General features: G+C 71.7%; 16 protein-coding genes. 8 read left to right on the top strand and 8 right to left on the bottom strand.

Translation table 11 applies throughout. The features are described 5' to 3' along the window. Positions 1–30 precede the first annotated feature (30 nt). Together P3T37_RS11345 and fgd are read right to left on the bottom strand one after the other, a co-directional pair. Positions 31–1143 (bottom strand): hypothetical protein, encoded by a 1113-nt coding sequence (locus tag P3T37_RS11345; RefSeq protein WP_280723386.1) that lies wholly within the window; start codon positions 1141–1143, stop codon positions 31–33. Between the two features lie 279 nt (positions 1144–1422). Beyond that, positions 1423–2427, bottom strand: a complete 1005-nt coding sequence (fgd, locus tag P3T37_RS11350; protein WP_280723387.1) for a glucose-6-phosphate dehydrogenase (coenzyme-F420) — start codon at positions 2425–2427, stop codon at positions 1423–1425. A 224-nt stretch (positions 2428–2651) separates the two neighbouring features. Between fgd and P3T37_RS11355 the strand changes: the two genes are divergently transcribed. The 3 genes from P3T37_RS11355 (at position 2652) to P3T37_RS11365 (ending at position 10262) form a co-directional block, all read left to right on the top strand. Continuing rightward, on the top strand, positions 2652–3344 hold the full coding sequence (locus tag P3T37_RS11355) for a hypothetical protein (protein WP_280723388.1): 693 nt from the start codon (positions 2652–2654) through the stop codon (positions 3342–3344). Between the two features lie 72 nt (positions 3345–3416). After that, complete coding sequence (locus tag P3T37_RS11360; RefSeq protein WP_280723389.1) at positions 3417–5531, top strand: SPFH domain-containing protein; 2115 nt, start codon at positions 3417–3419, stop codon at positions 5529–5531. Between the two features lie 27 nt (positions 5532–5558). Beyond that, a complete protein-coding gene (locus tag P3T37_RS11365) occupies positions 5559–10262 on the top strand; it encodes a DNA repair ATPase (protein ID WP_280723390.1) in 4704 nt (1567 codons plus the stop codon). On the opposite strand, the gene P3T37_RS11370 is transcribed toward P3T37_RS11365, so the two are convergent. After that, positions 10259–11302 carry a helix-turn-helix domain-containing protein gene (locus P3T37_RS11370; RefSeq protein WP_280723391.1) on the bottom strand — a complete coding sequence of 348 codons (1044 nt, stop codon included), beginning with the start codon at positions 11300–11302 and terminating at the stop codon, positions 10259–10261. The two genes, P3T37_RS11365 and P3T37_RS11370, sit on opposite strands and share 4 nt — an antisense overlap. Positions 11303–11529: 227 nt before the next feature. On the opposite strand from P3T37_RS11370, the gene P3T37_RS11375 reads away from it, so the two are divergent. Both P3T37_RS11375 and P3T37_RS11380 read left to right on the top strand, forming a co-directional pair. After that, positions 11530–12354: an FAD binding domain-containing protein gene (locus P3T37_RS11375; RefSeq protein WP_280723392.1), complete on the top strand. Its 825-nt coding sequence runs from the start codon at positions 11530–11532 to the stop codon at positions 12352–12354. Next, positions 12351–15119, top strand: coding sequence for a molybdopterin cofactor-binding domain-containing protein (locus P3T37_RS11380; protein WP_280723393.1), 2769 nt, complete (start codon positions 12351–12353; stop codon positions 15117–15119). The genes P3T37_RS11375 and P3T37_RS11380 overlap by 4 nt, the downstream gene beginning before the upstream one ends. On the opposite strand, the gene P3T37_RS11385 is transcribed toward P3T37_RS11380, so the two are convergent. Next, the gene (locus tag P3T37_RS11385) at positions 15092–15973 is read right to left on the bottom strand and encodes a polysaccharide deacetylase family protein (protein WP_280723453.1); all 882 of its coding nucleotides are present in this window, start codon (positions 15971–15973) and stop codon (positions 15092–15094) included. The two genes, P3T37_RS11380 and P3T37_RS11385, sit on opposite strands and share 28 nt — an antisense overlap. A 175-nt stretch (positions 15974–16148) precedes the next feature. Between P3T37_RS11385 and P3T37_RS11390 the strand changes: the two genes are divergently transcribed. Beyond that, entirely contained in the window at positions 16149–17444 is a 1296-nt protein-coding gene (locus tag P3T37_RS11390; RefSeq protein WP_280723394.1) for a chitinase, read from the top strand. A gap of 6 nt (positions 17445–17450) precedes the next feature. On the opposite strand, the gene P3T37_RS11395 is transcribed toward P3T37_RS11390, so the two are convergent. Continuing rightward, the gene (locus P3T37_RS11395; protein WP_280723395.1) at positions 17451–18449 is read right to left on the bottom strand and encodes an NAD(P)-dependent oxidoreductase; all 999 of its coding nucleotides are present in this window, start codon (positions 18447–18449) and stop codon (positions 17451–17453) included. Between the two features lie 371 nt (positions 18450–18820). On the opposite strand from P3T37_RS11395, the gene P3T37_RS11400 reads away from it, so the two are divergent. Together P3T37_RS11400 and P3T37_RS11405 are read left to right on the top strand one after the other, a co-directional pair. Beyond that, positions 18821–20092 carry a nucleotide sugar dehydrogenase gene (locus tag P3T37_RS11400; RefSeq protein WP_280723396.1) on the top strand — a complete coding sequence of 424 codons (1272 nt, stop codon included), beginning with the start codon at positions 18821–18823 and terminating at the stop codon, positions 20090–20092. Further along, a complete protein-coding gene (locus tag P3T37_RS11405) occupies positions 20089–21549 on the top strand; it encodes a glycosyltransferase (RefSeq protein WP_280723397.1) in 1461 nt (486 codons plus the stop codon). Before P3T37_RS11400 ends, P3T37_RS11405 begins: the two co-directional genes overlap by 4 nt. Positions 21550–21603: 54 nt before the next feature. On the opposite strand, the gene P3T37_RS11410 is transcribed toward P3T37_RS11405, so the two are convergent. From P3T37_RS11410 to P3T37_RS11420, 3 genes are all read right to left on the bottom strand, one after another. Next, the gene (locus tag P3T37_RS11410) at positions 21604–23124 is read right to left on the bottom strand and encodes a polysaccharide deacetylase family protein (RefSeq protein WP_280723398.1); all 1521 of its coding nucleotides are present in this window, start codon (positions 23122–23124) and stop codon (positions 21604–21606) included. Between the two features lie 44 nt (positions 23125–23168). Beyond that, on the bottom strand, positions 23169–24533 hold the full coding sequence (locus P3T37_RS11415) for a cellulose binding domain-containing protein (RefSeq protein WP_280723399.1): 1365 nt from the start codon (positions 24531–24533) through the stop codon (positions 23169–23171). 214 nt (positions 24534–24747) lie between these two features. Next, positions 24748–25677, bottom strand: a complete 930-nt coding sequence (locus P3T37_RS11420; protein WP_280723400.1) for a LamG domain-containing protein — start codon at positions 25675–25677, stop codon at positions 24748–24750. Between the last annotated feature and the right edge of the window lie 314 nt (positions 25678–25991).

Raw genomic sequence — 25991 nt, forward strand, 5'->3', positions numbered from 1 at the left:
AAGAGCGGGGGCGTCGTCGTACGACGGGTGTTACGCCTTGGAGCGGGCGGGCTTGGTCACCAGCGCCTGCTTGCTCCGGAAGGGGCAGACGAGCTGCTGCTGGATGGTGGCGGCGAGCAGGTCCTCAGGACCCTTGAGGGCGTCCGCGAGGGTCTGGTCCAGCGGGAAGACCATCTCGGCCGCGACGTTGTCCTGAACGATCCGGGCCAGGTTGTCCAGCGCGACGGCGACCGGGTCGGCCGGGAACTGGGCCATCTCGATGTTGATCAGGTGGCTGTCCAGCTTGGCCGGGTTCATGTACTGCTTGAGGATGATGCTGTTCTGGTTGAGCACGGACGTCGTCCAGATCGTCATGACGACGGTGTAGAGGTCGCTCCAGTCCTTCTCGCCGACCAGCTGGCGCCACCGCGTCATGATGTCCTTGACGCCGGCGATCTGGACCTGGGCCGCGTAGTCCATGTTGGTGCCGATGTCGGCGAACACGCTGCCCGAGAAGTCCTCGAAGGACTTCATGTCGAAGGAACCGGCCTGCACCGCGCCCGCGATGAACCGCAGTGCGGCGTCGAGGATCCGCGCGGAGGAGTCCTGGAGCTCCTGCGGCATGTTCGCCGCGGCGAGCTGCCGGCGGGCGCCGGCGAGGGTGGCCGCGAAGGCCTGCAGCGGGGTGACCCACTCGGTCGTCGCGGGGCCCTTGGACGCGACCATCTGCAGGTCGTGCGCGTCCAGGTGGTCGGCGTTGGGGAGGTTGGGGACTCTGTTGTCGAGGTAGGGCGAGAGGATCGAGTAGATGCCCAGCGGCGCGTGGGCGACCGACTTCGCCAGCTGGAATATCTCCGAGACGGGGTGCTCGGATATCTGCTGTCCGTTGTGGACGAGGGTGTAGAGGCCACCCGCGTAGTCGTTGTAGACGACGATGACCGGCGAGAGGTTCAGGGTGACCTCGGCCCGCAGCGCGTCGTAGTACTTCTGCATGTCGGTGTCGACCGCGATGATCGCGTCGCGGGCCTGCTGCTCGGTGGCCGCAGTGGATCCGGTGGGCACGGTTGAATCGTTCGAACTCGCGGCAGCGGCCGGGGCGTTGCCGAGAAGTGAGACGGCACCTACTGCGGTGGCGGTGCCGAGGAATGCCCTGCGTGTGGTCATGCTCTCCCTGTTCCTGGGGATGAGAGGTGCACGGCGGCTGTGTCCGTTCCAGCCGGTGATCACGCTAGGGATTTCAAGTATGGTGTGAGAACTGTGTGATGACCCAGTGTCAGCTCGTGCCGAAGGGGCAGACGTTGTCCGACTGCCGGAAGCGTTCGGGCGAGCAGGTCAGGTAGCGGGTCGTCATAACTACCTTGCTACGTACGGGACTTGTCAGGGATACGCCACCGCCCCCGCCGAAGTCGGCGGGGGCGGTGGGTCGGTAGCCGTACGCGGGAGTCAGTTGCCTGCGACCGCCCGCAGCCGGGGCAGGATCTCCTGGCCGTAGAGCTCCAGGAAGCGCTGCTGGTCGGGCCCCGGGGCGTGGAAGACCAGGTGGTTGAAGCCCAGGTCCAGGTACTCGGTGATCCGCTCGACGTGCTCGTCCACGTCGCTGGAGACGATCCAGCGGCTCGCGGTGCGCTCCACCGACAGGGCGTCGGCGCGGCGCTCCATCTCGATCGGGTCGTCCACGCCGGTCTTCTCGTCCGGGGTGAGGGCCAGCGCCCCCCAGTAGTGGGTGTTCTCCAGCGCCTGCTTGCGGTCCGGGTCGAAGGAGACCTTGACCTCGATCATCCGGTCCACGTCCTGGAGCGTGCGGCCCGACTGGGCCGCGCCCTCCGCCAGCGCGGGCAGCAGCACGTCGGCGTAGAGCTCGCGCCCCTTGCCGCTGGTGCAGATGTGGCCGTCGGCGAGCCGCCCGGCCATCCGGGTGGTGGCCGGCCCCGCGCCCGCGACGTACAGGCCGACCGGGATCTCGGGCAGGTCGTAGATGGTCGCGCGGTCGCAGCGGTAGAACGCGCCGTCGAAGGTGACCCGCTCCTCCGTCCAGAGCCGCTTGATCAGCGTGATCGACTCCTTGAGCCGCGCGAAGCGCTCCTTGGGCTCCGGCCAGACCGTGCCCGCGGGCACCTCGTTCAGCGACTCCCCCGAGCCCAGGCCCAGCACCACGCGGCCCGGCGCCAGGCACCCGAGCGTGGCGAACGCCTGGGCGACGACCACCGGGTTGTAGCGGAACGAGGGCGTCAGCACACTCGTCCCGACGATCACCCGCTCGGTGCTCGCGAGCAGCGCGCCGAGCCAGGGCAGCGCGGCCGGGGCGTGCCCACCGGTGTGCCGCCAGGGCTGGAGGTGGTCGCTGATGAAGACCGAGTCGAATCCGTGCTTCTCCGCCTGCACGGAGTAGTCCAGCAGCTCACGGGGTGCGAACTGCTCGGCGGACGCCTTGTAGCCGAACTTTGTCACCTGCGAAGACCCCTCTGGGTAGAAGACCGGGTCTGATGACCCCACGTCACCAAGCTATCCGAGCGTCCGGTTACGGACGTTAAGACGGCGCCAAGATTGCCGGGTTCTGGCAGTGTGCCGGGAGCGCTCCTGGCCCCACCATGACCAACGGCAGCGCGAGCGGGAGGCGCGCTGCTCGGGGCGGCAGTCGCTGTCGCCCCGGGCCTTCGGGGTGGGAGTCAGCGGTGCGTGAGTTCGTGGGGGCGGCGACGGCCTTCCCGGCCGTCCTGTTCAGCTTCGCGCTGGCAGTGGTGGTCGGGTACTGGCTGCTGGTGCTCGTCGGGGGAGTCGGGCACGGGGGCGGGCACGGCGGGGGACACGCCGGCGGGGGGCACGGCGGACACGGGGGTGCCGCCGGGCAGCACGGAGGCCAGGGGGGACATGGGGGGCACGGGGGCGGTCGGGGTGTGGGCGGGGTGTTGTCGGCAGTGGGACTCGGGGGAGTTCCGATCACCGTCGTGGTGTCGCTGCTGGTGGCCTTCGCCTGGTTCAGCGCCCTGGCCGGGGAGTTGGCGGGGGGACCGGGGCTCGGGGGAGCCCTGGCGGGGTCGGCGGCGGCGGCGGCCGGGGGGTGGGCGGGGGCGAGGCTGCTGGTCTCGCCACTGCGCCGGCTGCTGCCGCAGCCCGAACCGCCGCCGTCCCGACTGGACTTCGTCGGCAGCCGCTGCGTGATCCGGACCGGCCGGGTCGGGCCGGACTTCGGGCAGGCCGAGGTGCACGCACCGGACGGCTCGGCCGCCCTGGTGCAGGTCCGGCAGAGCGACGAGGACGCGGCCGGCGCCGGGAGTGCGCTGACGGCGGGAGCCACGGCGCTGATCTACGACTACGACGCGGACGGCGAGTTCTTCCGGGTGATGCCCGAACTCGCCCTGGACTGACCGTCATTCGGGGCGTCTGAGCCGTCCGACTCGTCAACTGATCTTCAACTGAGCATCCACGAAGGACCATTCATGTCTGCACTCGCCATCGGCATCGGTGTGCTCGTCGCCGTCGTGCTGCTCATCGGGCTCGGCTCGATGATGTTGCTCGGCCGGCTGTTCCGCAAGGTCGACCAGGGCCAGGCGCTGATCATCTCCAAGGCCAAGCACGTCGACGTGACGTTCACCGGCGCACTGGTGATGCCGGTGCTGCACCGGGCCGAGGTGATGGACATCTCGGTGAAGACCATCGAGATCTCCCGCACCGGCCGGGAGGGCCTGATCTGCCAGGACAACATCCGGGCCGACATCCGGATCGCCTTCTTCGTGCGGGTCAACAAGACCGCCGAGGACGTCATCAAGGTCGCCCAGGCGATCGGCACCGACCGGGCCAGCCACCAGGAGACGATGCAGACGCTGTTCAGCGCCAAGTTCGCGGAGGCGCTCAAGACGGTCGGCAAGCAGCTCGACTTCATCGACCTCTACACCAAGCGCGAGGAGTTCCGGGACCGGATCATCCAGGTGATCGGCACCGACCTGAACGGCTACCACCTGGAGGACGCCGCGATCGACCACCTGGAGCAGACTCCGCTGCTCCAGCTGGACCCGGCCAACATCCTGGACGCCCAGGGCATCCGCAAGATCACCGAGCTCACCGCGCTGGAGCACATCCGCACCAACGACTACCAGCGCAACGAGGAGAAGGAGATCACCCGGCAGAACGTCGACGCCCGGGAGGCCGTCCTGGAGTTGGAGCGGCGCAAGGCCGACGCGGAGATCCGCCAGCACCGGGAGATCGAGACGCTGCGGGCCAAGGAGGAGGCCGAGACCTCCAAGGTGCAGGAGGAGGAGCGGCTGAAGGCGCACTCCGCGCTGCTGCGCACCGACGAGCTGCTCGGCGTCCAGCGGGAGAACCAGGCCCGGGAGATCGCGGTGGCCGAGAAGAACCGCGAGCGGGTGATCGCGATCGAGACCGAGCGGATCGAGAAGGACCGCCTGCTGGAGGTCATCAACCGCGAGCGGGAGACCGAACTCTCCCGGATCTCCAAGGAGAAGGAGGTCGAGGGCGAGAAGCGGGCGGTCGCCGAGGTGGTCCGGGACCGGATCGCGGTGGACCGCACGGTGGCCGAGCAGGAGGAGGAGATCAAGCGGGTCCGGGTCGTCCAGGAGGCCGAGCGGACCCGGCAGGCGCTGGTCATCACCGCCGAGGCGGAGGCCCAGGAGCGGCTGGTCAAGGACATCAAGGCGGCCGAGGCCGCCGAGCAGGCCGCCCACCACCGTGCCAAGGAGCAGCTGGTGCTGGCCGAAGCCCGGCAGCAGACGGCCGAGTTGGAGGCGACGGCGGCGATCCGGATGGCCCAGGGCGAGCAGGCGCAGGCCGCGGCCGAGGGCCTGGCGGCGGCGCAGGTCAAGGAGCAGGACGCGGCGGCCAGCGAGAAGGTCGGGATGGCGCAGGCTGCCGTCATGGAGCGGCAGGCGTTCGCGGAGGCGGCCGGCATCCGGGCCAAGCTGGAGGGCGAGGCCGAGGGCCTGCTGCAGAAGGCGGCCTCGATCGAGAAGGTCGGGCTCGCGGAGGCGGCCGTCAACGAGCGCAAGGCGCTGGCGGAGGCCACCGGGATCCGCGAGAAGCTGCTCGGCGAGGCGGCCGGGCTCAGGGAGAAGGCCGCGTCGATGGCGGCGCTGGACGACGCGACGCGCCAACACGAGGAGTACCGGCTGCGGTTGCAGGCCGACAAGGAGGTCCGGCTGGCCGCGCTGGACGTGCAGCGGCGGATCGCCGAGGCACAGGCCACCGTGCTGGCGACCGGCCTGGAGGGCGCGGACATCGACATCGTCGGCGGCGACAGCGTCTTCCTGGAGAAGCTGGTGGGCGCGGTGTCCTTCGGCAAGGGGGTCGACGGGTTCGTCCAGAACTCGGCTACCGTGCGGCAGTTGGGCGCCGACTGGCTGGACGGCTCGCAGAGCTTCCCGGACGATCTGACCCGGGTGCTCAGCGCGCTGGGCGGCGGGATGCCCGGCCTGAGCGGCACGGCGCTGCTGCAGTCGCTGCTGAACACCGCCGGGCCGGAGGTCGTCGAGCAGGTCAAGGAGGCGATGGCCGCCGCACCCGCACCTCTGCCGACCAAGAGCCTGAACGGTAAGAAGTAACACCGAGAGCAGCAGGAGAGAACGACGATGGGCGCGGAAGCGGACGGCTACCAGCTGCTGCGGGCACGACTGGCCGACCGGGCAGCCGAGTTGGGGCGGCGGGCCGAGGCGCTGAACGCCCGTCGGCAGGAGGTGTTCGGGGCGCCGGCGCTGGAGCTGACCGGCTCGCTGCGGCTGCGCACCCCCGAGAACTGCCTCCCGCGCGATCTGGTCCCGGTCGGCCCGCAGACGGTGCTGCTCGGTACGGACGCGGCGGAGGCGATGCTCTCCCCGCACGCGGCGGCGGGCGGGGAGAGCGGACACACCGTCCCCGGACTGCTGGACGACGCCCGGTTCCGCCTCGACCTGGCCGAACTCCTGCGCTACTACCGCGACGCCCGGCTGCTGCGGCTGCACCGCACCCCCGCCGGACGGCTGCTCGCGGTCTTCCGGACCGGCGAGCGGGCCGAGGACGTCCGGGTGCTGCGCTGGCAACTGGGCCGCGAGGGCGCCGAGTACCTCGACAACCGGGGCGAGCGGGACCTGCCGCAGGTCCCCGACTACGACGTGGTCTGGACCCGGACCGCGCGCGAGCAGCAGCTGCCGGGCCGGTTCCCGCGGATCTCGGTGGCGGACACCGTCTTCGTCGGGACCACCGGCGGCAGCCTGACCGTCTCGCTGAACGCCGACACCGGCACCGAGGAGCACGTCCGCCACCGCGAGCCGGTGGACGAGCCGTTGCAGAGCCTGGCCGACGCCGAGCTGTCGTACGCGATCGCCGGACCGCTGGTGCTGCTGCGGGTGCGCCCGTACAACGAGCCGGCCGAACGCTTCCTGCTGGTCAACACCCGCACCGGCGAGGTCCGCCGCCGGGACGCGCTCGGCCAGGGCTGCCGGCTGCTGCCGGCCGACCAGGGCCTGGTCTTCCCCGGCGGCTACGAGCTGGCCGACGGCACCGGGCGGACCTTCCGGACCGACACCGAGGGCCTGCGCTTCGAGGCCGCGGTGCCCTCACCGAACGGCGAGGACCTGCTCTACGTCTTCCGACACCCCACCGAGAGCCGCACGCTGCTGCTGCCCTGGAACACCGTGCGCCGGGAGGCCGCGGGGCCGCTGACCGGCACAGCGCACGCGCTGCTGGCCGACGGGACGCTGCTGCTGCTGCGCCCCGCCCAGGGGCCGACCCGGGCGCACGACGCGCAGGTCTGGCGCACGCCGTTCGCCTCGACCGAGCACGCCGCCGCGCAGCCGATGGGGGACGGCCCGCTGGAGCGGATCGGCAACGCCGAGCTGGTCCGGGGCCTGGCCGCCTGCCTGGAGGTGGTACGCACCGCGACGGCCGAACCGGACACGGCTGTTCTGCTGGACGCCTGCGCCAAGGCCGCCGACCGCCACCACTGGCTGTCCGAACCGGAGTTGTTCGACCTGCGGGCGCCGCTGGAGGAGATCAGGGCGGCCACCGAGCAGCTGGGCGCGGAGCACCGGCGCCGCACCGAGCTGATCGAGCGCACCGCCGCCGCGCTCGGCCGGGCCGAGGCCGCCGCGGCCTCGCTGATCCGCCGGGCCCAGGGCGAGCCGCCGGCCGACGCCGCCGGCTGGGTCGACCGGCTCACCGAACTGCGCACATCACAGGGCGAGTTGCTCACCCTGCGGGAGCTTCCCGAACTCGACCGGGAGCGCCTGGAGGCGATCGCCGGCCGGCTCGGCGCGGAGATCGAGGCGACCGCGGAGCGCGCGGTCGTCTTCCTCGCCCGCCCCGACGCCTTCGCCGGGCCGCTGGCCGCCGCACTGGCCGCGGCCGAGCAGGCCGAAGCGATCGGCACGGCCGCTGAGGCCGCTCCGCTGTCCGAGCAACTCACCGCTCAGGCAGCAGCGTTGGGGACCGTCACCGAGGTGGTCACCGGCCTGCCGAGCGAGGACGCCACGGTCGGTACCGCCGTCCTGCTGGCCGTCGGCGAGGTGCTGGCCGCGGTCAACCGCGCCCGCGCCGTGCTGGACGCCCGGCGCGGCGCGCTGCTGGCCGAGGAGCACCGGGCCGCCTTCGCGGCCCAGTCGGCGCTGCTCGCGCAGGCCGTCACCAGCGCCCTGGAGAGTGCCGGCTCCCCCGCCGAATGCGACGATCAACTGGCCCGTCTGCTACTGCGGTTGGACGGCCTCGACGGCCGGTTCGCGGACTCCGAAGAGCTGGCGCAGCGGCTCGCCGCGCAGCGCGAGGAGCTGCACCGCGCCTTCGCCACCCGGCGCCAGGCCCTGCTGGACGCCGCCGCCGCCCGCGCCGAGCGGATCGCCGAGTCCGGCGCCCGGGCGCTGGAGGCGCTCCGCCGCCGGCTCGCCGCGCTGAACACGGCGCAGGAGGTCAACTCCTGCCTGGCCGCCGACCCGATGGCCCTGCGGGTCCGCTCGGGCGCCGCCGAGCTGCGCGAACTCGGCGACCCGGTCCGGGCCCAGGAGGCCGAGGACGGTCTCGCGGCGGCCGCCCAGGCCGCCGTCCGGGCGCTGCGCGACCGGGCCGAGCTGTCCGCGGACGGCGGCGCGACCGTGCGGCTGGGGCGCCACCGGTTCGCGGTGCGGCGCGAGCCGGTGGAACTGACCCTGGTGCCGGACGGCGAGGGCCTGGCCTTCGCCGTCACCGGCACCGGCTACCGGCGGCCGGTGCGCAGCGCGGAGTTCGCGCGGACCAGGCCGTTCTGGACCCAGCCGCTGGTCAGCGAGTCCCCCGCGCTCTACCGCGCGGAGTACCTGGCCGCCGCCCTGCTGGCGACAGCCGAGCGCGGCGGCGGGAGCAGCGGAGAGCGCCTCTCCGTCGAGCTGCTGGCCGAGGGCCCGCTGCTCCCGCTGGTGCGCCGGGCGGCCGAGAGCGCCTACGACGAGGGGTACGAGCGCGGCGTGCACGACCAGGACGCCGCCGCCATCCTGCGGGCGCTGCTGGAACTGCGTACCGGCGCCGGCCTGCTGCGCTTCCCCAGCGCGGCCCGCACGGCGGCGCAGCTGTTCTGGGCGCACGCCGTGGACGAGCCGGCCCGCACCGCCTGGCAGCGCCGGGCGAGTTCGCTGCTGCGGGCCCGGGCCGCTTTCGGCAGCACCCCGGCGATCGGCGAACTCGCCGCCGAACTGGGCTCCCGGATCGCGGAGTTCACGGCAGCGCTCGGCCTGCCTGACGGCGGCGAGCAGGCCGGCGGCTACCTGCTGGAGGAACTCGGCTCCCCCGAGCGGGGATTCGTCGCCGGCGCCGGGGCCCGGACCCTGCTAGAGAAGTTCCAGCACACCGTGGGCACTCCCCAACTGACCGATGACCTACTGGCGTTGGGCTCCGACCTGGCCGCCCGCCACCAGCTCGCCACCGCCTGGCTCAGCGCCTTCGCCGCCACCGCGGGCGCCGAGGCGGCCGACGCCCCCGAGGTCGCCGAGGCCGTCGCGCTGCTCTGCGCGGACGAACTGCCGCGCTACGACTGCGCGGCGCCGCTGGCCGCCACCGTGGAGGGCCTGCTCGGCGCGCACCCGCTGATCGCCGAGCGGCGGCTGACCGTACGGATCGACGAACTGCCCGCCCGCGCCGAGCGGTTCCGCACCGAGCGGGTCCCCGCCTACCGCGCCTACCAGCGGCAGCGGACCGAACTGCTCGGCGCCGAGCGGACCAGGCTGCGGCTGGACGACTACCGCCCGCGCCCGCTGGCCGGTTTCGTCCGCAACCAGCTGATCGACCAGGTCTACCTGCCGCTGATCGGGGACAACCTGGCCAAGCAGCTCGGCTCCGCCGACCTCCCCGGCGCCGACCGCAGCGGACTGCTGCTGCTGGTCTCCCCGCCCGGCTACGGCAAGACGACGCTGATGGAGTACGTCGCCGACCGGCTCGGTCTGGTGATGGTCCGGGTCGACGGCCCGGCGCTCGGCCGCGCCACCACCTCGCTCGACCCGGACCGGGCGCCCGACGCGGCCGCCCGGCGCGAGGTGGAGAAGATCGTCTTCGCCCTGGAGGCCGGCAGCAACGTGCTGCTGTACCTGGACGACATCCAGCACACCTCGCCCGAGCTGCTGCAGAAGTTCATCCCGCTGTGCGACGCGCAGCGCCGGATCGAGGCGGTCAGCGACGGGCAGGCGCGCAGCTTCGACCTGCGCGGGCGGCGCTTCGCGGTCTGCCTGGCCGGCAACCCGTACACCGAGTCCGGCGCGCAGTTCAAGATCCCCGACATGCTCGCCAACCGGGCCGACGTGTGGAACCTCGGCGAGGTGCTGACCGGCCGGGACGACCTCTTCGCGCTGAGCTTCCTGGAGAACGCGCTCACCGCCAACCCGGTGCTCGCCCCGCTGGCCGGCCTGGACGGCGCCGAACTTCGCCTGCTGGTCGCGCTGGCCGCCGGCGACCCTGCCGCCCAGGCCGACCGGCTGGAACGCTCCTACGACGACCTGGAGCGGATCCTCGCCGTGCTCGGCAGGCTGCTGCACGTCCAGCGGACCGTACTCGCCGTCAACCGCGCCTACATCGCCTCGGCCGCGCAGGCCGAGGCGGACCGCACCGAGCCGCCGTTCCTGCTCCAGGGCTCCTACCGGAACATGGCGAGGATCGCCCAGCGGGTGCTGCCGATGATGGACCCGGCCGAGCTGGACGCGGTGATCGACGACCACTACCTCGCCGAGGCGCAGACCCTGGGCGGCGCGGCCGAGGCCAACCTGCTCAAGCTCGCCGAGCTGCGCGGCCGGGCCACCGAGGAGCAGCGCGCCCGCTGGGCCACGTTGAAGGCGGCCTATGGCTAGAGGGGCTGGTTCGGCCAGTCCAGCAGGCGGGCGCCGAGGGCGGCCGTCTCCAGGGTGAAGCGCTGCAGGGCCTCGTCCGGGTCGAAGCCGGTCAGCTGGGTGATCCGCTCCAGGCGGTAGGAGAGCGCCCGGACGCTCAGGCCCAGCCGGCGGGCGGCCTCCGCCGCGACGTAGCGGGTCTCGGCGTAGGCGGCCAGCGTGTCGAGCAGCGGGCGGGCGCCGCCGCGGGCCGTCTCCAGCGGGCCGAGCACGCTGTGCACCAGGTCGGCCATCGCGGCCCGGTCGCGCAGCAGCACCGGCAGCACCAGCAGGTCCGCGGCGCGCAGCAGCGGACCGGGCAGGTTGAGCCGGGCGGCCTGCTCCAGCGCGGCGGTCGCCTCCTCGTAACTGCGCACCACCCCGCCGGGACCGCTGTGCGCCCGGCCGACCGCCACCCGCCGGTCGGCGGTGAGCGCGGCGAACCGGGCGATCACCGCGCCGCCGTCCGGCCCGACCTCGCCCGCGATGCCGGGCAGGCTGGGCGCGATGCAGACCAGTCGGCCGTGCTTGACCGCGAGCAGCACGTCGAGGTCGCCGAACCGGCCCATCAGCTGCTGCTCCACCCGGCGCACCACCGGGTCCTCCACGTCGTAGCCGTCACCCTCGGCGACTGCCACGACGTGCCGGCAGGCCAGGTTGAGCCCGAACCGCGCGGCGTGCTCGGCGAGTCGGCCGAGGTCGCTGCGGTTGCTCAGCAGGTCGGCGAGGAACTCGCGGCGGCCCGAGTCCTCCTGGTGCATCCGGTGGTGGCTGGCCCGGCTGTGCCCCTCGCCGAGCGCGGCGACGGCGGTGCGCAACGCCAGCAGCGAACCCGCCTGCACCGGACGGCCCTCCCAGGCCCCGGAGGCGGCGGCCAGGTGCTCGTCTATCAGCTCCGGCAGCGAGACGCCCTCGCCGGCCGCCTGCTCGCCGCGGCTGCGCAAGCCGTCGAGCTCCTCACGGCGCAGCCGCCGCCCGGTCCGGGCGACCTCGCCCAGCAGCTCCGCCCAGGGCGTGGCCATCCGCGTTCTTCTCCCCGTCCGTGGAATGTGACGCGTCAGCGTATCCGGCGGGGTTGGGTGAAAGTGATCTAGGTGTGACCTCAGGCCCCCCGAACTGGTCGATCCTCCAGGTCAGCGACGTATCGCCGGTGTCCGGCACCACTCGTCCCGGCCGCCACCGCGTTGCTTCAATCGCCGTATCGAGCTGTCGACGCCTTCAAGCGACGCGGAGAGGACGGTGGGACAACGTGGATCTGAACACGGTGCTGGAGGTGCGCGACGCCCGCCGTCGCGAGGTGTGGCAGCCGGGTGACGCCTGGCTGGGCGGCGGCACGTACCTCTTCTCCGAGCCGCAGCCGCACATCCGCCGCCTGGTCGACCTGAGCCGCACCGGCTGGGAACCGCTGCAGGTGACCCCCGAAGGGGACCTGGAGATCGCCGCGACCTGCACCATCGCCCAGCTCTCGCGCTTCCCCAGGCCCGCGCACTGGACGGCGGCGCCGCTCTTCGAGCAGTGCTGCCGGGCCTTCCTGGCGTCCTGGAAGATCTGGAACATGGCCACCGTCGGCGGCAACCTGTGCAACGGGCTTCCCGCCGGGCCGATGATCTCGCTGACCGCCGCCCTGGACGGCGTCTGCCTGCTGCGGTCCCAGACGGGCGCGCTGCGCCGGCTCCCGGTCGCGGACTTCGTCGTCGGCGCGGGCGTCAAGGCGCTCGAACCCGGCGACCTGCTCCGTTCGATCACCCTGCCGGCCCGCGCACTGGTCAGTCGTACAGCGTTCCGGCAGGCCTCGCTGTACGGGCTGGGCCGATCCGGTGCGCTGGTGATCGGCACGCTCGACCCCGTCGACGGCACGCTCACCATCACCGTCACCGCCTCGACCGTGCGGCCGATCCGCCTGCACTTCCCGGTGCCGCCCAACGCCGAGGCGGTGCGCGAGGCGGTCGAGTACGGGATCGAGCCGCACGAGTACTACGACGACATCCACGGACTGCCCGCCTGGCGGCGCCACATGACGTTCCGCTTCGCCGAAGAGGTCCGCCGCGAGCTGTTTGAGGAGGCCGGACGATGAGCTACTCGATCCGCGTCAACAACCAGGACTTCGACGCCGAGCCCCGCCCCGGGCAGTGCCTGCGCACCTACCTGCGCGACCAGGGCTGGTTCGGGGTGAAGAAGGGCTGCGACGCCGGCGACTGCGGCGCGTGCACCGTCCAGGTCGACGGCGAGCCGGTGCACAGCTGCCTCTACCCGGCCGTCCGGGCCGAGGGCCGCTCGGTGACCACCGTCGAGGGGCTCGCGAAGGACGGCGAACTGCACCCGATGCAGCAGCAGTTCCTGGATGCGCAGGGCTTCCAGTGCGGCTTCTGCACGGCCGGCTTCCTGATGACCACCTCCGCTCTGAACGAGGAGCAACTCACCGACCTGCCCAGGTCGTTGAAGGGCAACCTGTGCCGCTGCACCGGCTACCGGGCAATCGAGGACGCGGTCCGCGGGGTCAGGCACGCCGAGCACCCGTGCGCCGGGCAGGCGGTCGGCCGCAGCCTGGGCGCACCGGCCGGACCGCAGGTGGTCACCGGCACCGCCCGCTACACCTTCGACATCGCGGTCGACGGGCTGCTGCACATGAAGCTGCTGCGCTCCCCGCACCCGCACGCCCGGATCGTCTCCATCGACACCTCGCGCGCGCTGCGGGTGCCCGGCGTCCACGCGGTGTTCACCCACCACGACGCCCCCGACAGGCTGTACTCCTCGGCCCGGCACGAGCACCCCACCGAGGACCCGGACGACACCCGGGTGCTGGACGACGTGGTCCGCTTCGTCGGCCAGCGCGTGGCGGCCGTGGTCGCCGACTCCGAGGCGGCCGCCGAGGAGGGCTGCCGGCAGATCGAGGTGGAGTACGAGGTGCTCCCGTACGTCATCGACCCGGAGCTGGCCATGCTGCCCGGCGCACCGGTGATCCACCCGAAGGGACCGGAGTCGCGCATCTTCCGCGCCGAGGACAACGTCTGCGGCGAGGTGCACGGCGAGATGGGCGACGTGGAGCAGGGCTTCGCCGAGGCCGACGTCGTCTACGAGGAGACCTTCCAGACCCAGCGGGTCCAGCACGCCAGCCTGGAGACGCACGGCTGCGTCGCCTATTTCGAGGAAGGCGAGGAAGGCGAGGACGGCGCCGAGGAGCGGCTCGTGGTGCGCTCCAGCACCCAGGTGCCGTTCCTGACCCGGCGCGCCCTGTGCGACCTGTACGACCTGCCGATGGAGAAGGTCCGGGTGATCGCGGGCCGGGTCGGCGGCGGGTTCGGCGGCAAGCAGGAGATGCTCACCGAGGACATCGCGGTGCTGGCCGCACTGAAGCTGCACCGGCCGGTCAAGCTGGAGTTCACCCGCGCCGAGCAGTTCTACGGCGCCACCACCCGGCACCCGTTCAAGGTCACGGTGAAGGTCGGCGCCCGGAGCGACGGCCTCCTGACCGCCCTGCAGTTCCGGGTGGTCGCCAACACCGGCGCGTACGGCAACCACGGCCCGGCCGTGATGTTCCACAGCGTCGGCGAGTCGATGGGCGTGTACAAGGCGCCGAACAAGAAGGTGAACGCGTACTCGGTCTACACCAACGGCGTGCCCGCCGGCGCGTTCCGCGGCTACGGGCTCGGCCAGGTCACCTTCGCCCTGGAGTCGGCGATGGACGAGCTGGCCCGGCGCCTGGACATCGACCCGCTCGTCCTGCGCGAGAGGAACGTGATCGGCCCCGGCGACCACATGGAGGGCCCCTGCGGCGAGGAGGAGGACCTGCACATCGCCAGCTACGGCCTCGACCAGTGCCTCCAGGTGGTCCGCAACGCCCTCGCCGACGACCGCAGCGCGGAGTTGGCCCCGCCCGGCTGGCTGGTGGGACAGGGCTTCGCGATGTCCGCGATCGCTACCGGCCCGCCCGGCGGCCACTTCGCCGACGCCACCGTGAAGCTGCTGGAGGACGGCACGTACGACATCGCGGTCGGCACCGCGGAGTTCGGCAACGGCACCACCACCGTCCACCAGCAGATCACCGCCGGCGCGCTGGGCACCACGGTGGACCGGATCGCCATCCGCCAGTCCGACACCGACGTGGTCAAGCACGACACCGGTGCGTTCGGATCGGCGGGCACGGTGGTGGCGGGCAAGGCCGTGATGAAGGCCGCCAACGCGCTCGCCGAGCTGCTGCTCTCCTTCACCGCCGAGTACGCCCGCACCCCGCGCAGCCTGCTGCGGCTGACCGCGGACTCGGTGGAGTGCGACGGGCGCCTCCTCTCGCTCAAGGAGATCTTCGAGGCCGCGCGCGGCAAGGGCGTCGAGCTCACGGCCGACGGCCACTGGGGCGGCTCCCCCCGCTCGGTGGCCTTCAACTCGCAGTGGTTCCGGATCGCGGTCGACCCGGACACGGGCGAGATCAGGATCCTGCGCAGCGTGCACGGCGCCGACGCCGGCAAGGTGATGAACCCGATGCAGTGCCGCGGCCAGGTCGAGGGCGGCGTCGCCCAGGCACTGGGCGCGACCCTCTTCGAGCAGGTCCTGATGGACGAGAGCGGCGAGATCACCACCGCCGCCTTCCGCCGCTACCGCCTACCCGCCTACGCCGACGTGCCGCGCACCGAGGTCCACTTCACCGAGACCTCCGACTCGATCGGCCCGCTGGGCGCCAAGTCGATGAGCGAGAGCCCCTTCAACCCCGTCCCGCCCGCGTTCGCCAACGCCCTGCGCGACGCCACCGGCGTCCGCTTCACCGAGGCCCCGTTCCTGCGCGACAAGGTCTGGCAGGCCCTCGCCGAGCTGCGTGCTCACGGGCCGACGGCGGCGAAGCGGTAGCCGGCGTCGACCAGTTGGGGCAGGTAGCGGGCCAGCGCGTCGACGGTCTGCGTCCGGTCGGCGGGGCCGCCCGGGGTCGGGACGGCCTCGTCGATGAGGCAACCGTCGTGCTCCAGGACGATCGAGCCGGTACGGGCCCCGGTCATCACCCGCTCCACGATCGCGTCCGTCCCGGGTCTTGACCAGTCCTCGGGGTCGACCGACCAGGAGATCGGCCGCAGGCCCAGCTCGGCGGCGACCGCCAGCGAGGCGGTGCTGAAGTTGCCGTAGGGCGCGCGGAACAGCTTCGGCGGATCGGTCCGCCCGGCGCGCGCGACGGCCTCGCCGGTGCGTTCGAGCTCCTCGCGGATCCGGGCGGCGGAGAGCGTGCCGAGGTCCGGGTGGGACCAGGTGTGGTTGCCCAGGCGGTGGCCCTCGTCGGCGACCTGGCGGACCACGTCCGGGTACTTCGCGACGTTGGCGCCGATCATGAAGAACGTCGCCGTGACGCCGTACCGGCGCAGGGTCGCGAGGATCTGCGCGGTGCTGGCGGGGGCCGGCCCGTCGTCGAAGGTCAGCGCCAGCGTCATCGGCCCGGCGTGCAGCCGGTACTCCGGCACGTCCGGCGCACCCTCGGGACGGTCGACCGGCGCGGGCGGCGCTTCCGCGGCAGGGCTCGCGCTCACCGCGGCAGCACTCGCACTCACCGGAGCAGCCGAGCCGGCAGCCGGGCTGGCAGCCGAGCCGGCAGCCGGGCTGGCAGCCGAGCCGGAAGCCGTCCGCGCGCCACCGGCCGGAGCACAGCCGGCGAGCAGTGCGGCGCCGCCCGCGCCGAGCAGGAACCGACGCGAAAACCCGATCTGATGATCAATCATCACGGACCGAGTCTCGCCACTCCCGGCCCGCCGCGACGCCCGACCCGCCCGACCCCGCACCGGCTCCCCCCGCATGGCCCAGCCGGAGCACACCGCAGCGAGTCGAACGCGCCTGCGGGCCGACCCCGACTGATACTGCGGCAGTGATCGGTCCCCTGACCTCCAGGAGCGAACCATGCTCGGCCCCTTACGTTCCCCCGGTCTCCTCGCACCCCTGGTCCTGGCCTCCTGCACCCTGCTGGGTGTCGGCGACCAGGCGTTCGCCGCGGCGGTCGGGCCCGGCCCCGGCTTCCCGTCCCGCTTCGCCGCCCCCTACGTGGAGACCTGGGGCTCCGCCCGGGCGCTGGCCCGGGCCCGCGCCGAGACCGGGCTCAAGTACTTCACGCTGGCCTTCGTGGTGAGCGACGGCGGCTGCAACGGCGCCCTCGACGGCACCATCCCGCTGGACGACAGCGACTGGCCCGCCGCCATCAACGACCTGCGGGCGGCCGGCGGTGACGTGATCGTCTCCTTCGGCGGCGGCAAGGGACGCGAACTCGCCCTGGCCTGCGACTCGGTGGACTCGCTCAAGGCCGCCTACCGGCGCGTGGTGGACACCTTCAACCTGACCAGCATCGACCTGGACATCGAGGGCACGACGCTGGACGACGAGGCCGGCGACGACCGCCGCAACCAGGCGCTCGGCGACCTTCAGCGGGAGTACGCCGCGGCCGGGCGCACCCTCTCCGTCCACTACACCCTGCCGGTCAACCCGTGGGGCCTCTCCCCCGACGCCGTCGACCTGCTGAGCAACGCCCGCAGCCACGGCCTGGCGGTCGACATGGTCAACATCATGACCATGGACTTCGCCTCCACCGACATCGACATGGGCGACACCGCCATCTCGGCCGCGAACGGGCTGCACACCCAACTCGGCCGGATCTGGCCGGAGAAGACGCCCGAGCAGCTGTGGGCCATGCAGGGCGTCACCCCGATACTGGGCGTCAACGACTCCGCCGGCGAGGTCTTCAGCACCGACGACGCCACTCGGCTGGCCGCCTTCGCCACCGACAAGGGCATCCGGCTGCTCTCCTTCTGGGCGCTGGGACGCGACCGGCCCTGCGGGTCCGGCCGCACGTCCGCCGACGGTTGCAGCGGGACGAGCCAGCACCCGTACGAGTTCTCCCACATCCTCAACCCGCCGACGCCCCCGCCTCCCGCGCAGACACCGCCGCCGCCGGCTTCCGCCCCTCCGGCGCCGGCGCCGGTGCAGGCGCCGGTGCAGGCGCAGGCCGGTGCGGCGCTCCAGGGGCCGCCCGTGGTGGCCGTCGACCTGTGGAAGCCGCACCCGGCGGCCGTGGTCCAGCTGCCACCGCCCGCACCGGCACCCGCACCCGTTCGCACCCCGCTGGCGACGCCGTTCACGCCGCCGGTGGCCGGCCCGCACCTCCCGGAGCGCAGCCAGACCACCCCTCGGTGGCTGCTGAACTGACCCGTCCTACGGGACTGGGATCGGGTGGGGCGCCGGTTCGCCGCGCCCCACCGCGAGCAGGTTGCCGACCGCCATGTCCGCCATGCTGCGGACCGCCTGGGCGCTGTGGTACGCGCTGTGCGGCGTCACCAGCAGGCGGTCCGGCACGAAGCGCAGCAGCCCGTAGGGGTCGGCGGCCGGGGAGGGCGTGGGCTCGGTGTAGTAGCCGTCGATCGAGGCGCCGGCGATCCAGCCCTCGGCGAGGGCGCTGCGCAGGGCCGCCGGGTCGACCACGTTGGCGCGCGAGAGGTTGGCGAGGTAGCCGTCCGGGCCCAGCGCGCGCAGGTGGTCGGCGCCGATGACGCCGTCGTTCTGCCCGGGCTCGTGCGCGAAGTGCACGGAGACCACGTCGGCCGTCTCGAACAGGTCGAGCAGCGAGGGGACCGCCCGGTAGGGCAGGGCCTCCAGCTCGGGGCGGCGGGAGCGGTTCCAGTAGACGATCTCGGTGCCGAAGGCGGCGTGCACCATCCGCGCGACCTCGCGGCCGATGTGGCCCATCCCGGCGATGCCGAGGCGGGCGCCGACCAGTGAGGGGGTGGCGCGCTCGCTCCACTGCCCGGCGGCGACCTCGGCGGCCGTCCGGGAGACCGCGCGCACCAGGTCGAGCAGGTGCGCGACGGTGAACTCGGCGACCGCGACGGCGTTGGCGTGCGGCGTGTAGCTGAAGCGGATCGGCGACGGGCCGGCCGGCAGTTCCAGGAAGGAGCTGTAGCCGGTCCCCATGAAGCAGGCCGCCGCGAGGTCCGGCAGCCGGTCCCAGGCCTTGGCGGTCATCCGCTCCGAGCCGCCCAGCACATAGCCCCAGGCGCCGTCGAGCGCCTGTACGACGCCCTCCTCGTCCAGGTCGCCGCCGACCGTCCGCACCTCGAAGCCGGCCTCCCGCAGCGCGCGCAGGGCCGGTTCGGGGAACGTCCCGCCGGTGACGACGATTCGGCGCTCGTCCGCTGGTGTGCTGTGCTCGCTCACGGCTGACCTCCACACTGGGAAACCTCGGCGGTGCCAGATTAGACGGAGACAAAAGGGAAATCCGTCCCCTATACCCGGATAACTCGGGCGAAACTCTCCAACCACCTTGTTTATGCATCAACTACCAAGACCCGTGACATACCGGCGGGTTCACCGATCGAATGTGATGCGCCTCACTCTTCACCTTCGTCTTCTGCGCAGACCACCCCAATCCCGCCGTGCGAGCATCTTCACGGCAGTCCTGCGTGTCGCCTGGCATTCGATCTGAGGGTGAGGTACACCGCACCGTCGGCGCCGGTTTCGGGTGGAGTGCCGCCCGTAGCAAAGCGCCTTTCCGGGCGCTGATACAAGCTTTTGGAGTTGTGCCCGTCATGAGTTCCCGCAGGGACACTGATCTTGTTGTGGTCGGCCTGGGATACGTGGGCCTGCCGCTCGCGCGGGGGGCCGCGCGCGCCGGTCTGCGCGTGGTCGGGCTCGACCGCAGCACCGCGGTCGTCGACGGGCTCAACGCGGGGCGTTCGCACATCGACGACATCTCCGACGGCCAGCTCGCGGAGATGCTCGGCCAGGGCTTCAGCGCCACCACCGACGCCGCCGCGATCTCCTCGGCCAAGGCCGTGGTGATCTGCGTGCCGACGCCGCTCACCGAGCACGGCGCGCCCGACCTGGCGGCCGTGAACAGCGCGGTCGCCGCGGTGGCGCAGCACCTGCGCCCGGAGACCCTGGTCGTCCTCGAGTCGACCACCTACCCGGGGACCACCGACGACGTGGTCCGCCCGGCCCTGGAGGCCGGCGGCCTGCGGGTCGGCGTCGACTTCCACCTGGCGTTCTCGCCCGAGCGCATCGACCCCGGCAACCCCGACTTCGGCCTGGAGAACACCCCCAAGGTGGTCGGCGGCTGCACGTCCGAGTGCACCAAGGCGGCCCGGCGGTTCTACGAGCAGTTCGTGGGCGAGGTGGTCGAGGCCAAGAGCCCGCGCGAGGCCGAGATGGCCAAGCTGCTGGAGAACACCTACCGGCACGTCAACATCGCCCTGGTCAACGAGATGGCGATGTTCTGCCGCGAGATCGACGTCGACCTCTGGGACGCCATCCGCTGCGCGTCGACCAAGCCGTTCGGTTTCGCCCCCTTCTACCCGGGTCCGGGCGTCGGCGGCCACTGCATCCCGATCGACCCGAACTACCTCTCCTACAAGGTGAAGTCGCTGGGTATCCCGTTCCGGTTCGTCGAACTGGCCCAGGAGATCAACCAGCGGATGCCCGTGCACGTGGTGCAGCGCGCGGTCGACCTGCTCAACGACCGCAGCAAGCCGATGAAGGGGTCCCGGGTGCTGCTGCTCGGCGTCACCTACAAGCCCGACATATCCGACCAGCGCGAGACGCCGGCCACCGCCGTCGCCGTCGAACTGCTGCGCCGCGGCGCCGACCTGCGCTACTACGACCGCAACGTGCCCGCCTGGGAGGTGGCCGGGACCCCGATCGAGCGGATCACCGACTACCTGGCGGAGGCGGCCGGCGCGGACCTGACCATCCTGCTGCAGCCGCACAGCGAGATCGACGTCACGGAGCTCGCCGACCGCGCGGAGCTGCTCTTCGACACCCGTGGGAAGTCCGCCGGACATCCGCGGGCGGTCCAGCTGTGACGGTCACCGACAACGACACCCGCAGAAACCGGCCGGCCCCCGCGGCCGAGGCGGCCCGCGGGCGCGGCGGCCGGCGCGGGCACCGCAAGAAGCGGCATCTGAAGGTCTCCTACGTCGTGTTCGCGGCGCTCGCCTTCTTCATCGCCACCAAGATGGACACCTCCACGGTCCACGTCTACTCGCTGATCTCGATCGGCCTGCTGTCGATCAAGATGTTCCTGGCGCTCTTCTACCGCCCACGGCGGGCGACGACGCGGGAGTCCGCGCGGCTGGACCGGATGTGGGTGACCGCGGTCATCCCGATCTACAACGAGGACCCCGCCACCTTCGAGCAGGGCCTGCGCAGCCTGCTGGCCCAGAGCCGCCTGCCCAACGAGCTGCACATCATCGACGACGCCAGCGCGGACCCCGCCGGCCTCGGGATGGCCCGGCGGATCGCGCCCGAGTTCGAGGCGGCCGGGGTGGTGTTCAAGGTCAGCGCGCAGCCCGAGAACAAGGGCAAGCGCGAGGCCCTGGCCCGCGGCTTCCTGGACGCCCCCGAGTCGGACGTCTTCCTCTGCGTCGACTCCGACACCGTGCTGACCCGGGACACCGTCCGCGAGCTGATCGTCCCGCTCATCGACGACAAGGTGATGGCCTCGACCGGCATGGTGCTGGCCCTCAACCACAACGCCAACATCTTCACCCGGCTTCAGGACCTGCGCTACGGCAACTCGTTCCTCTTCGAGCGGGCCGCCTACTCGCAGCTCAACTCCGTCCTGTGCTGCTGCGGCGCGCTGTCCGCCTACCGCGGCGACCTGGTGCGCAAGTACCTCCCGGACTTCCTCAACCAGCAGTTCCTGGGCAAGCCGGCGGTCTTCGGCGACGACCGCCGGATGACCAACTACTGCCTGACGGAAGGTCAGGTGGTGTTCCAGGAGACGGCCGTGGGCTACACCGCCGTCCCCGAGAAGCTGCCGCACTTCCTGCGCCAGCAGGTCCGCTGGAACAAGTCGTTCTTCCGCGAGTCCCTCTGGGCGCTGCGCAACCAGCGCAAGTCGCGGCCCGCCTTCTGGCTGACCGTCATGGAGATGGGCCTCTGGCTCACCTTCGGTACGGCGATGATGTACTCACTGATCGTCAGCCCGATCATGAACCCGACCGCGTTCGTCCGGCACATCGGCGACTACGGGATGTTCATGATCCTGATGGGCTACCTGCGCAACGTCCGCTACCTGGACTTCCCGCGCCGGAACATGGGGCTCATCAAGCGCTTCGGGATGTTCATGCTCGCGCCGGTGTACGGCGTGATCCAGCTGACGCTGCTGACGCCGCTGCGGATGTACGCGCTGCTCACCCTCAACAAGGGCACCTGGGGCACCCGCCAGGGCGGCGTGGAGATCTCCTCGCAGGGCGGCGAGAGCGACGACTACTCGGCCATGTGGAGCGAGGACGAGGCCGAGCCGAGCCACGCCTGAGGGGTATCGACCTGGTGACCGGATCCCACGGGGATCCGGTCACCTTCGTCGTTCTCAGGCGTAGTGCTTCATGGCTTCCGAGACGGTGACGACGGGCATCCCGCGCTCGGCGATCGCCTCCATCACGGTGGCGAAGCCGGCCTGGCTGATCTGCGTGCTGGAGTTCGGCGTCCCCACCACCAGCTCGTGGAAGCAGAGGATCAGCCAGTCGCCGCTCTGGGCGCAGCGGTCGAGCTTGGCGCCCTTGCCGGTCACCTGGGCCAGACCCTCACCGCCCGTGCCGGTCGGGCCGTCGTTGAGCCCGGTCAGGGCCTTGAGCCGGTACGGCATGGCCGGCACGAACGACTCGACGGTCTCGTAGATGATCGACCGGGCAGTGCTGAAGTGCCGGCTGGCGATCCGGTCCACCGGCACGCCGTCCGAGGTCTTCTGGAAGGCGCCGTGCGGATAGGCGAACTGCTGGCTGGTGAACTTGTTGGAGTCCAGCCAGCCCCGCAGCTGACCCATGTCGTCGTCCACCTGCTGCGAGGTGAGCTGGTTGTAGCCGGCGTTGTGGGCCGACGACGAGTAGGCGTGGCCGGCCATCTCCCAGCCCGACGAGTCCTGCAGGGAGCGCATCTGGTCGATGGTCAGGTAGTTGCTGGTGCCCGCCGCCTGCGCGATGTTGTACATCGTGCCGGTGAAACCGTGCGTCTTCATCGCGGGCATCGCGAGGCTGTAGACCGAGGCGTAGGAGTCGTCAAAGGTGATCGAGACGGCACCGCGGGAGAACGTGGTGCGGGTGTCCGGCAGCAGTTCGATCGCCTGGAGGTGGAAGGTCACCGGGCCGCTCGCGTCGTCGTACGCGGCGAACGACATGTCGGTGAAGCCGGAGGTGGTGGAGGGGACCCCGAGCGGCGAGAGGCCCAGCGATCCGACCACGCCCTGGACGTCCGCCCACTGGAGGTGCACGACCACCCACTCGCCGGACTGCACGTAGTTGGCCGCGCTGGCGGAGTGGTTGTGGAACTGCCAGCGGAAGTTGTTCGCCAGCGAGTCGGTGCCCAGGTAGAAGGCCAGCTTGCTCAGATGGGTCACGTCCTCGACCCGGAAGGTCAACCTGATCATCTTGTTGGTCAGGTCCATCTTGGGCATGCCGACCCGGCGGACGTAACTCTGCCGGCCCGACCCGTCGGTGGTGACCCGGACCGACTGGGATCCGCTCAGGAAGACCGCCGTGTCGTTCAGCTGGGACGACGCGGTGCCCGCACCGGCCACCGTCCAGCCGTGGTCGGCCTGGAAGTCCTGGGACCAGGTGGCGCGGCGGGTGCTGGGCGTGTGCCCGGCCGGCGTGATCAGGGGCTGGTCCGCGGCCGAGACCTTCGCCGAGCCGGTCGCGGACGGCGCCGCCGTGGTCGCCGTCGAGGAGGTCCCGCCCGAGCCGCTGTCCCCGCAGCCCGTGAGCAGCGCGCCACCCGCGGCGAGGAGCCCGCCCGCACCGGCCAGCCGCAGCGCGGAGCGCCGGCTCACCGCCCCGGCGGAACCGGCGGCCGGGGTGTCCTGCTCGGCAGGACTCTGAACCGGCTCGTTGCTCATGATGATGGACTCCTGTGGGGCGGGGACGGGCGGAGGCGGGGCTCTCAGGGCTTCGGCACGGTGTTCACGTAGTTGGTGCCGTCGCCGTAGAAGTCCGTCACCGTCTTCTGGACGTCCGCCAGGGACATCGCCTGCTTGGCGTTGTAGTAGAACCAGTTGACCTTCGTGTCCCAGGCCCGCGGTCCGGCGAAGGGAAGATCCACGAACCAGGTGTTGAAGTTGACCACCATGGCCTCGCGCGGATAGTACTTGCCCGAACTGCTGAACAGGTCCTTGCCGTCCAGGGAGTAGGTGGCCACGCCGTTCACGGCGGTCATCACGATGGTGTGCCAGCCCTGGAGGCTGATGTTGTGGCGCAGGGTGGACCGGTCGCCGGTCTTGGCGCTGAACCAGGTCGTGGTGTCCAGCACCGGGCCCTTGGAGCCCCAGCCGCCGTTGGGCATGTACTCGTTGTCGAGCTCGCTGTAGAGCGAGTCGTCGGGCGAGATCGTGTAGAAGGACTCGTTGACGTGGTCGCCGGGGTTGCCGGTGGTGGGCGCGTCGCTGAAGTAGATCCGGGCCGCGTAGGTGCCGGTCAGGAACGGGGTGTTCGCGCTCTGCACCTCGGCCTGCGTGGTGTGTTCCTTCGTCCCGTCCGTGGCGGCCTGCAGCTGGAGCACCTGGCCGCCCAGCGCGTCCGGCTCGGCCGGGAAGCTGACACCCGCGGCCGACCAGGTGTCGGGAATGCCCGGGCCGCCCTTGCTGGTCCGGATCCGCCACCCGTGCTTGATCAGCGCGGGGTCGGTGGGGCCGCTGTAGTGGAAGTTGTCGAACACCACGCCGTCCGGGACGGACTGCTTCGGGGTGGGCGCCCCCGAGGGCTGCCCCGCGGCGCCGGAGTCGGCCCCGCCGGGCAGCGCGGTCCCCCAGGCGAGCGCGCCGCGCAGGTAGGCGGTCACCAGCTTGGACGGCTTGAAGGTGGTGTCCTTGGCGTTGAACGAGTGGTCGCTGGCCTGGTTCAGGTTCTGGTGGTCCAGCCGGAACAGCTGGAGGTTGATCCCCTTGCTGTTCGCCCCGGGCGCCAGGGTGCCCGCGCCCGCCGCGAAGGTGAGCTGGAGGTAGTCCGTGGCGTCGGCGGTGGGGTTGGCCAGCGGGACGATGGTGCCGGAGAGGTTCGAGCAGCCCATCGCGGCGTCGACGCAGTCGAAGCCGTACGCGGAGCCGCCGTCGGCGGTGAAGTAGTACCGCACCGTCACGTCGCTCAGGGAGACCGTCTTCTTGGAGGTGTTGATGACCTCCAGCTGCGGCTTGGCCACCGCGACCACGGCCGTGGGGTCGGTGCGGTACCGGACGGTGAGGTCCGGGGGCGTGGGATGGGCGGCGCGCCAGACCGGGTAGAGCAGGTAGCCGGCGGCGACGAGCACGCACACCAGCAGCAGTATTTTGAGTGCGCTCCACACGCGTCGAGACGCGCTGCCGGCAGATCCCACGAAGGCTCCTAGTACAGGTGCGAGCGCGTTACTGAGGCCGCACGTTCATATGATGGTCAGAGATGACCGCATGCAGCGGCCATCCTAGCCACCCGGTCCGCGCCCCCCACGGGGCCTCGGCCCCAGCGCCCGGTCACGTGCTCTCTGCTCCGCCTCAGAACCTGAACCAGGTCGCCCGCGCCGGCACATCCGCCGACCGGGTCTTGGCCACCTGGGCGATCTTGTCCGCGGTCAGCGGCTGGTCCCACACCTGGACGTCGGCGATCGAACCGTTCCACGAGTCCACCCAGTGCGACTTGAAGCGCGCACGGCCGACCTCGATCGGGCCGTTGGTGGACAGGATCCCCGGCGCCGGGGTGGTCTTGGCGAGCACGCCGTCGACGTACAGGGAGATGGTCTGCGCCTTGACGTCGTACACACCGGTCAGTGTCGTCCACTGCCCGACGGTGGCCGGGTCCGTGGACAGCGCCTGGATGGCCTTGCCGCTCTCGGCCGCGGTCTGCACCTTGAACACCCACTGGTCGTGGGTGCCCACGATGTCGCGGCCCAGGTAGAAGGAGAAGAACCCGTCGCTGCCCTGGGAGACGGCGGCCCGCGGCTCGTCCGGCGCGCTGTTGCGGACCACGGCGGAGACCGTGAAGCTCGTGCAGGTGTTGACGACGGTCGAGTTGACCTCGGCGTAGCCGTCCGGGGTGCCGTGCGTGGTCAGTGCCAGACCGCTGTGGCCGTCGACGGTGCCGACCTGGGCCGAGGCCCCGAGCCGCAGGTCGTTACTGCCCGTGGTCGGTGCGAGGGTCGGCGCTATGCAGTTCGCGGCCACCGGCTGCGCGGGCTGCGGCTTCTTCTTGCCCAGCGGGCCGCCCAGTACCAGCGCGGCGACCACGATCCCGGCCACCACCAGAGCACCGATCGCGCCGAAGCCGACGCGCAGCAGCCGCTTGCGGCGCGCAGCACGCTCGGTCGCCTCGGCCATCGCCGCCCAGTCCGGGGTACTCCCGACCGGCCCGAAGCCCGGCGCACCCCAGCCACCGTTGCCGTTCTGGCCGCCGCTCACGCTTCCCCCGTTTCCGCCGGCACTCTCCATGGGCCGAACCCTAAGCCACCTCGGATCACCTGCAAACACCGGGGTAACGAAGTTTTTCCCCCACCCGAGGCCTCTCAATCGGAGCGGAGGCCACCGACGGATCCCCCGTCGCGAAGCCGCCGGTCGCAGGCTCGAAAGTCCGCCGGCTCTCCCATCCGACTCCCCCGCCACTTCGGACGCACCATCACCTGGAAGTCGACTGAGCGTCACATTGCGTTGGCCGCGGCGGCGGCCCGGGTCGCCGATTGCGCCAACTCCGGTTGCCCTGCGCGTAAGAGACGCATCTTCATACCTGGACAGGCTCAGGTGACATG

Source organism: Kitasatospora sp. MAA4 (assembly GCF_029893355.1).
Lineage (GTDB): Bacteria > Actinomycetota > Actinomycetes > Streptomycetales > Streptomycetaceae > Kitasatospora.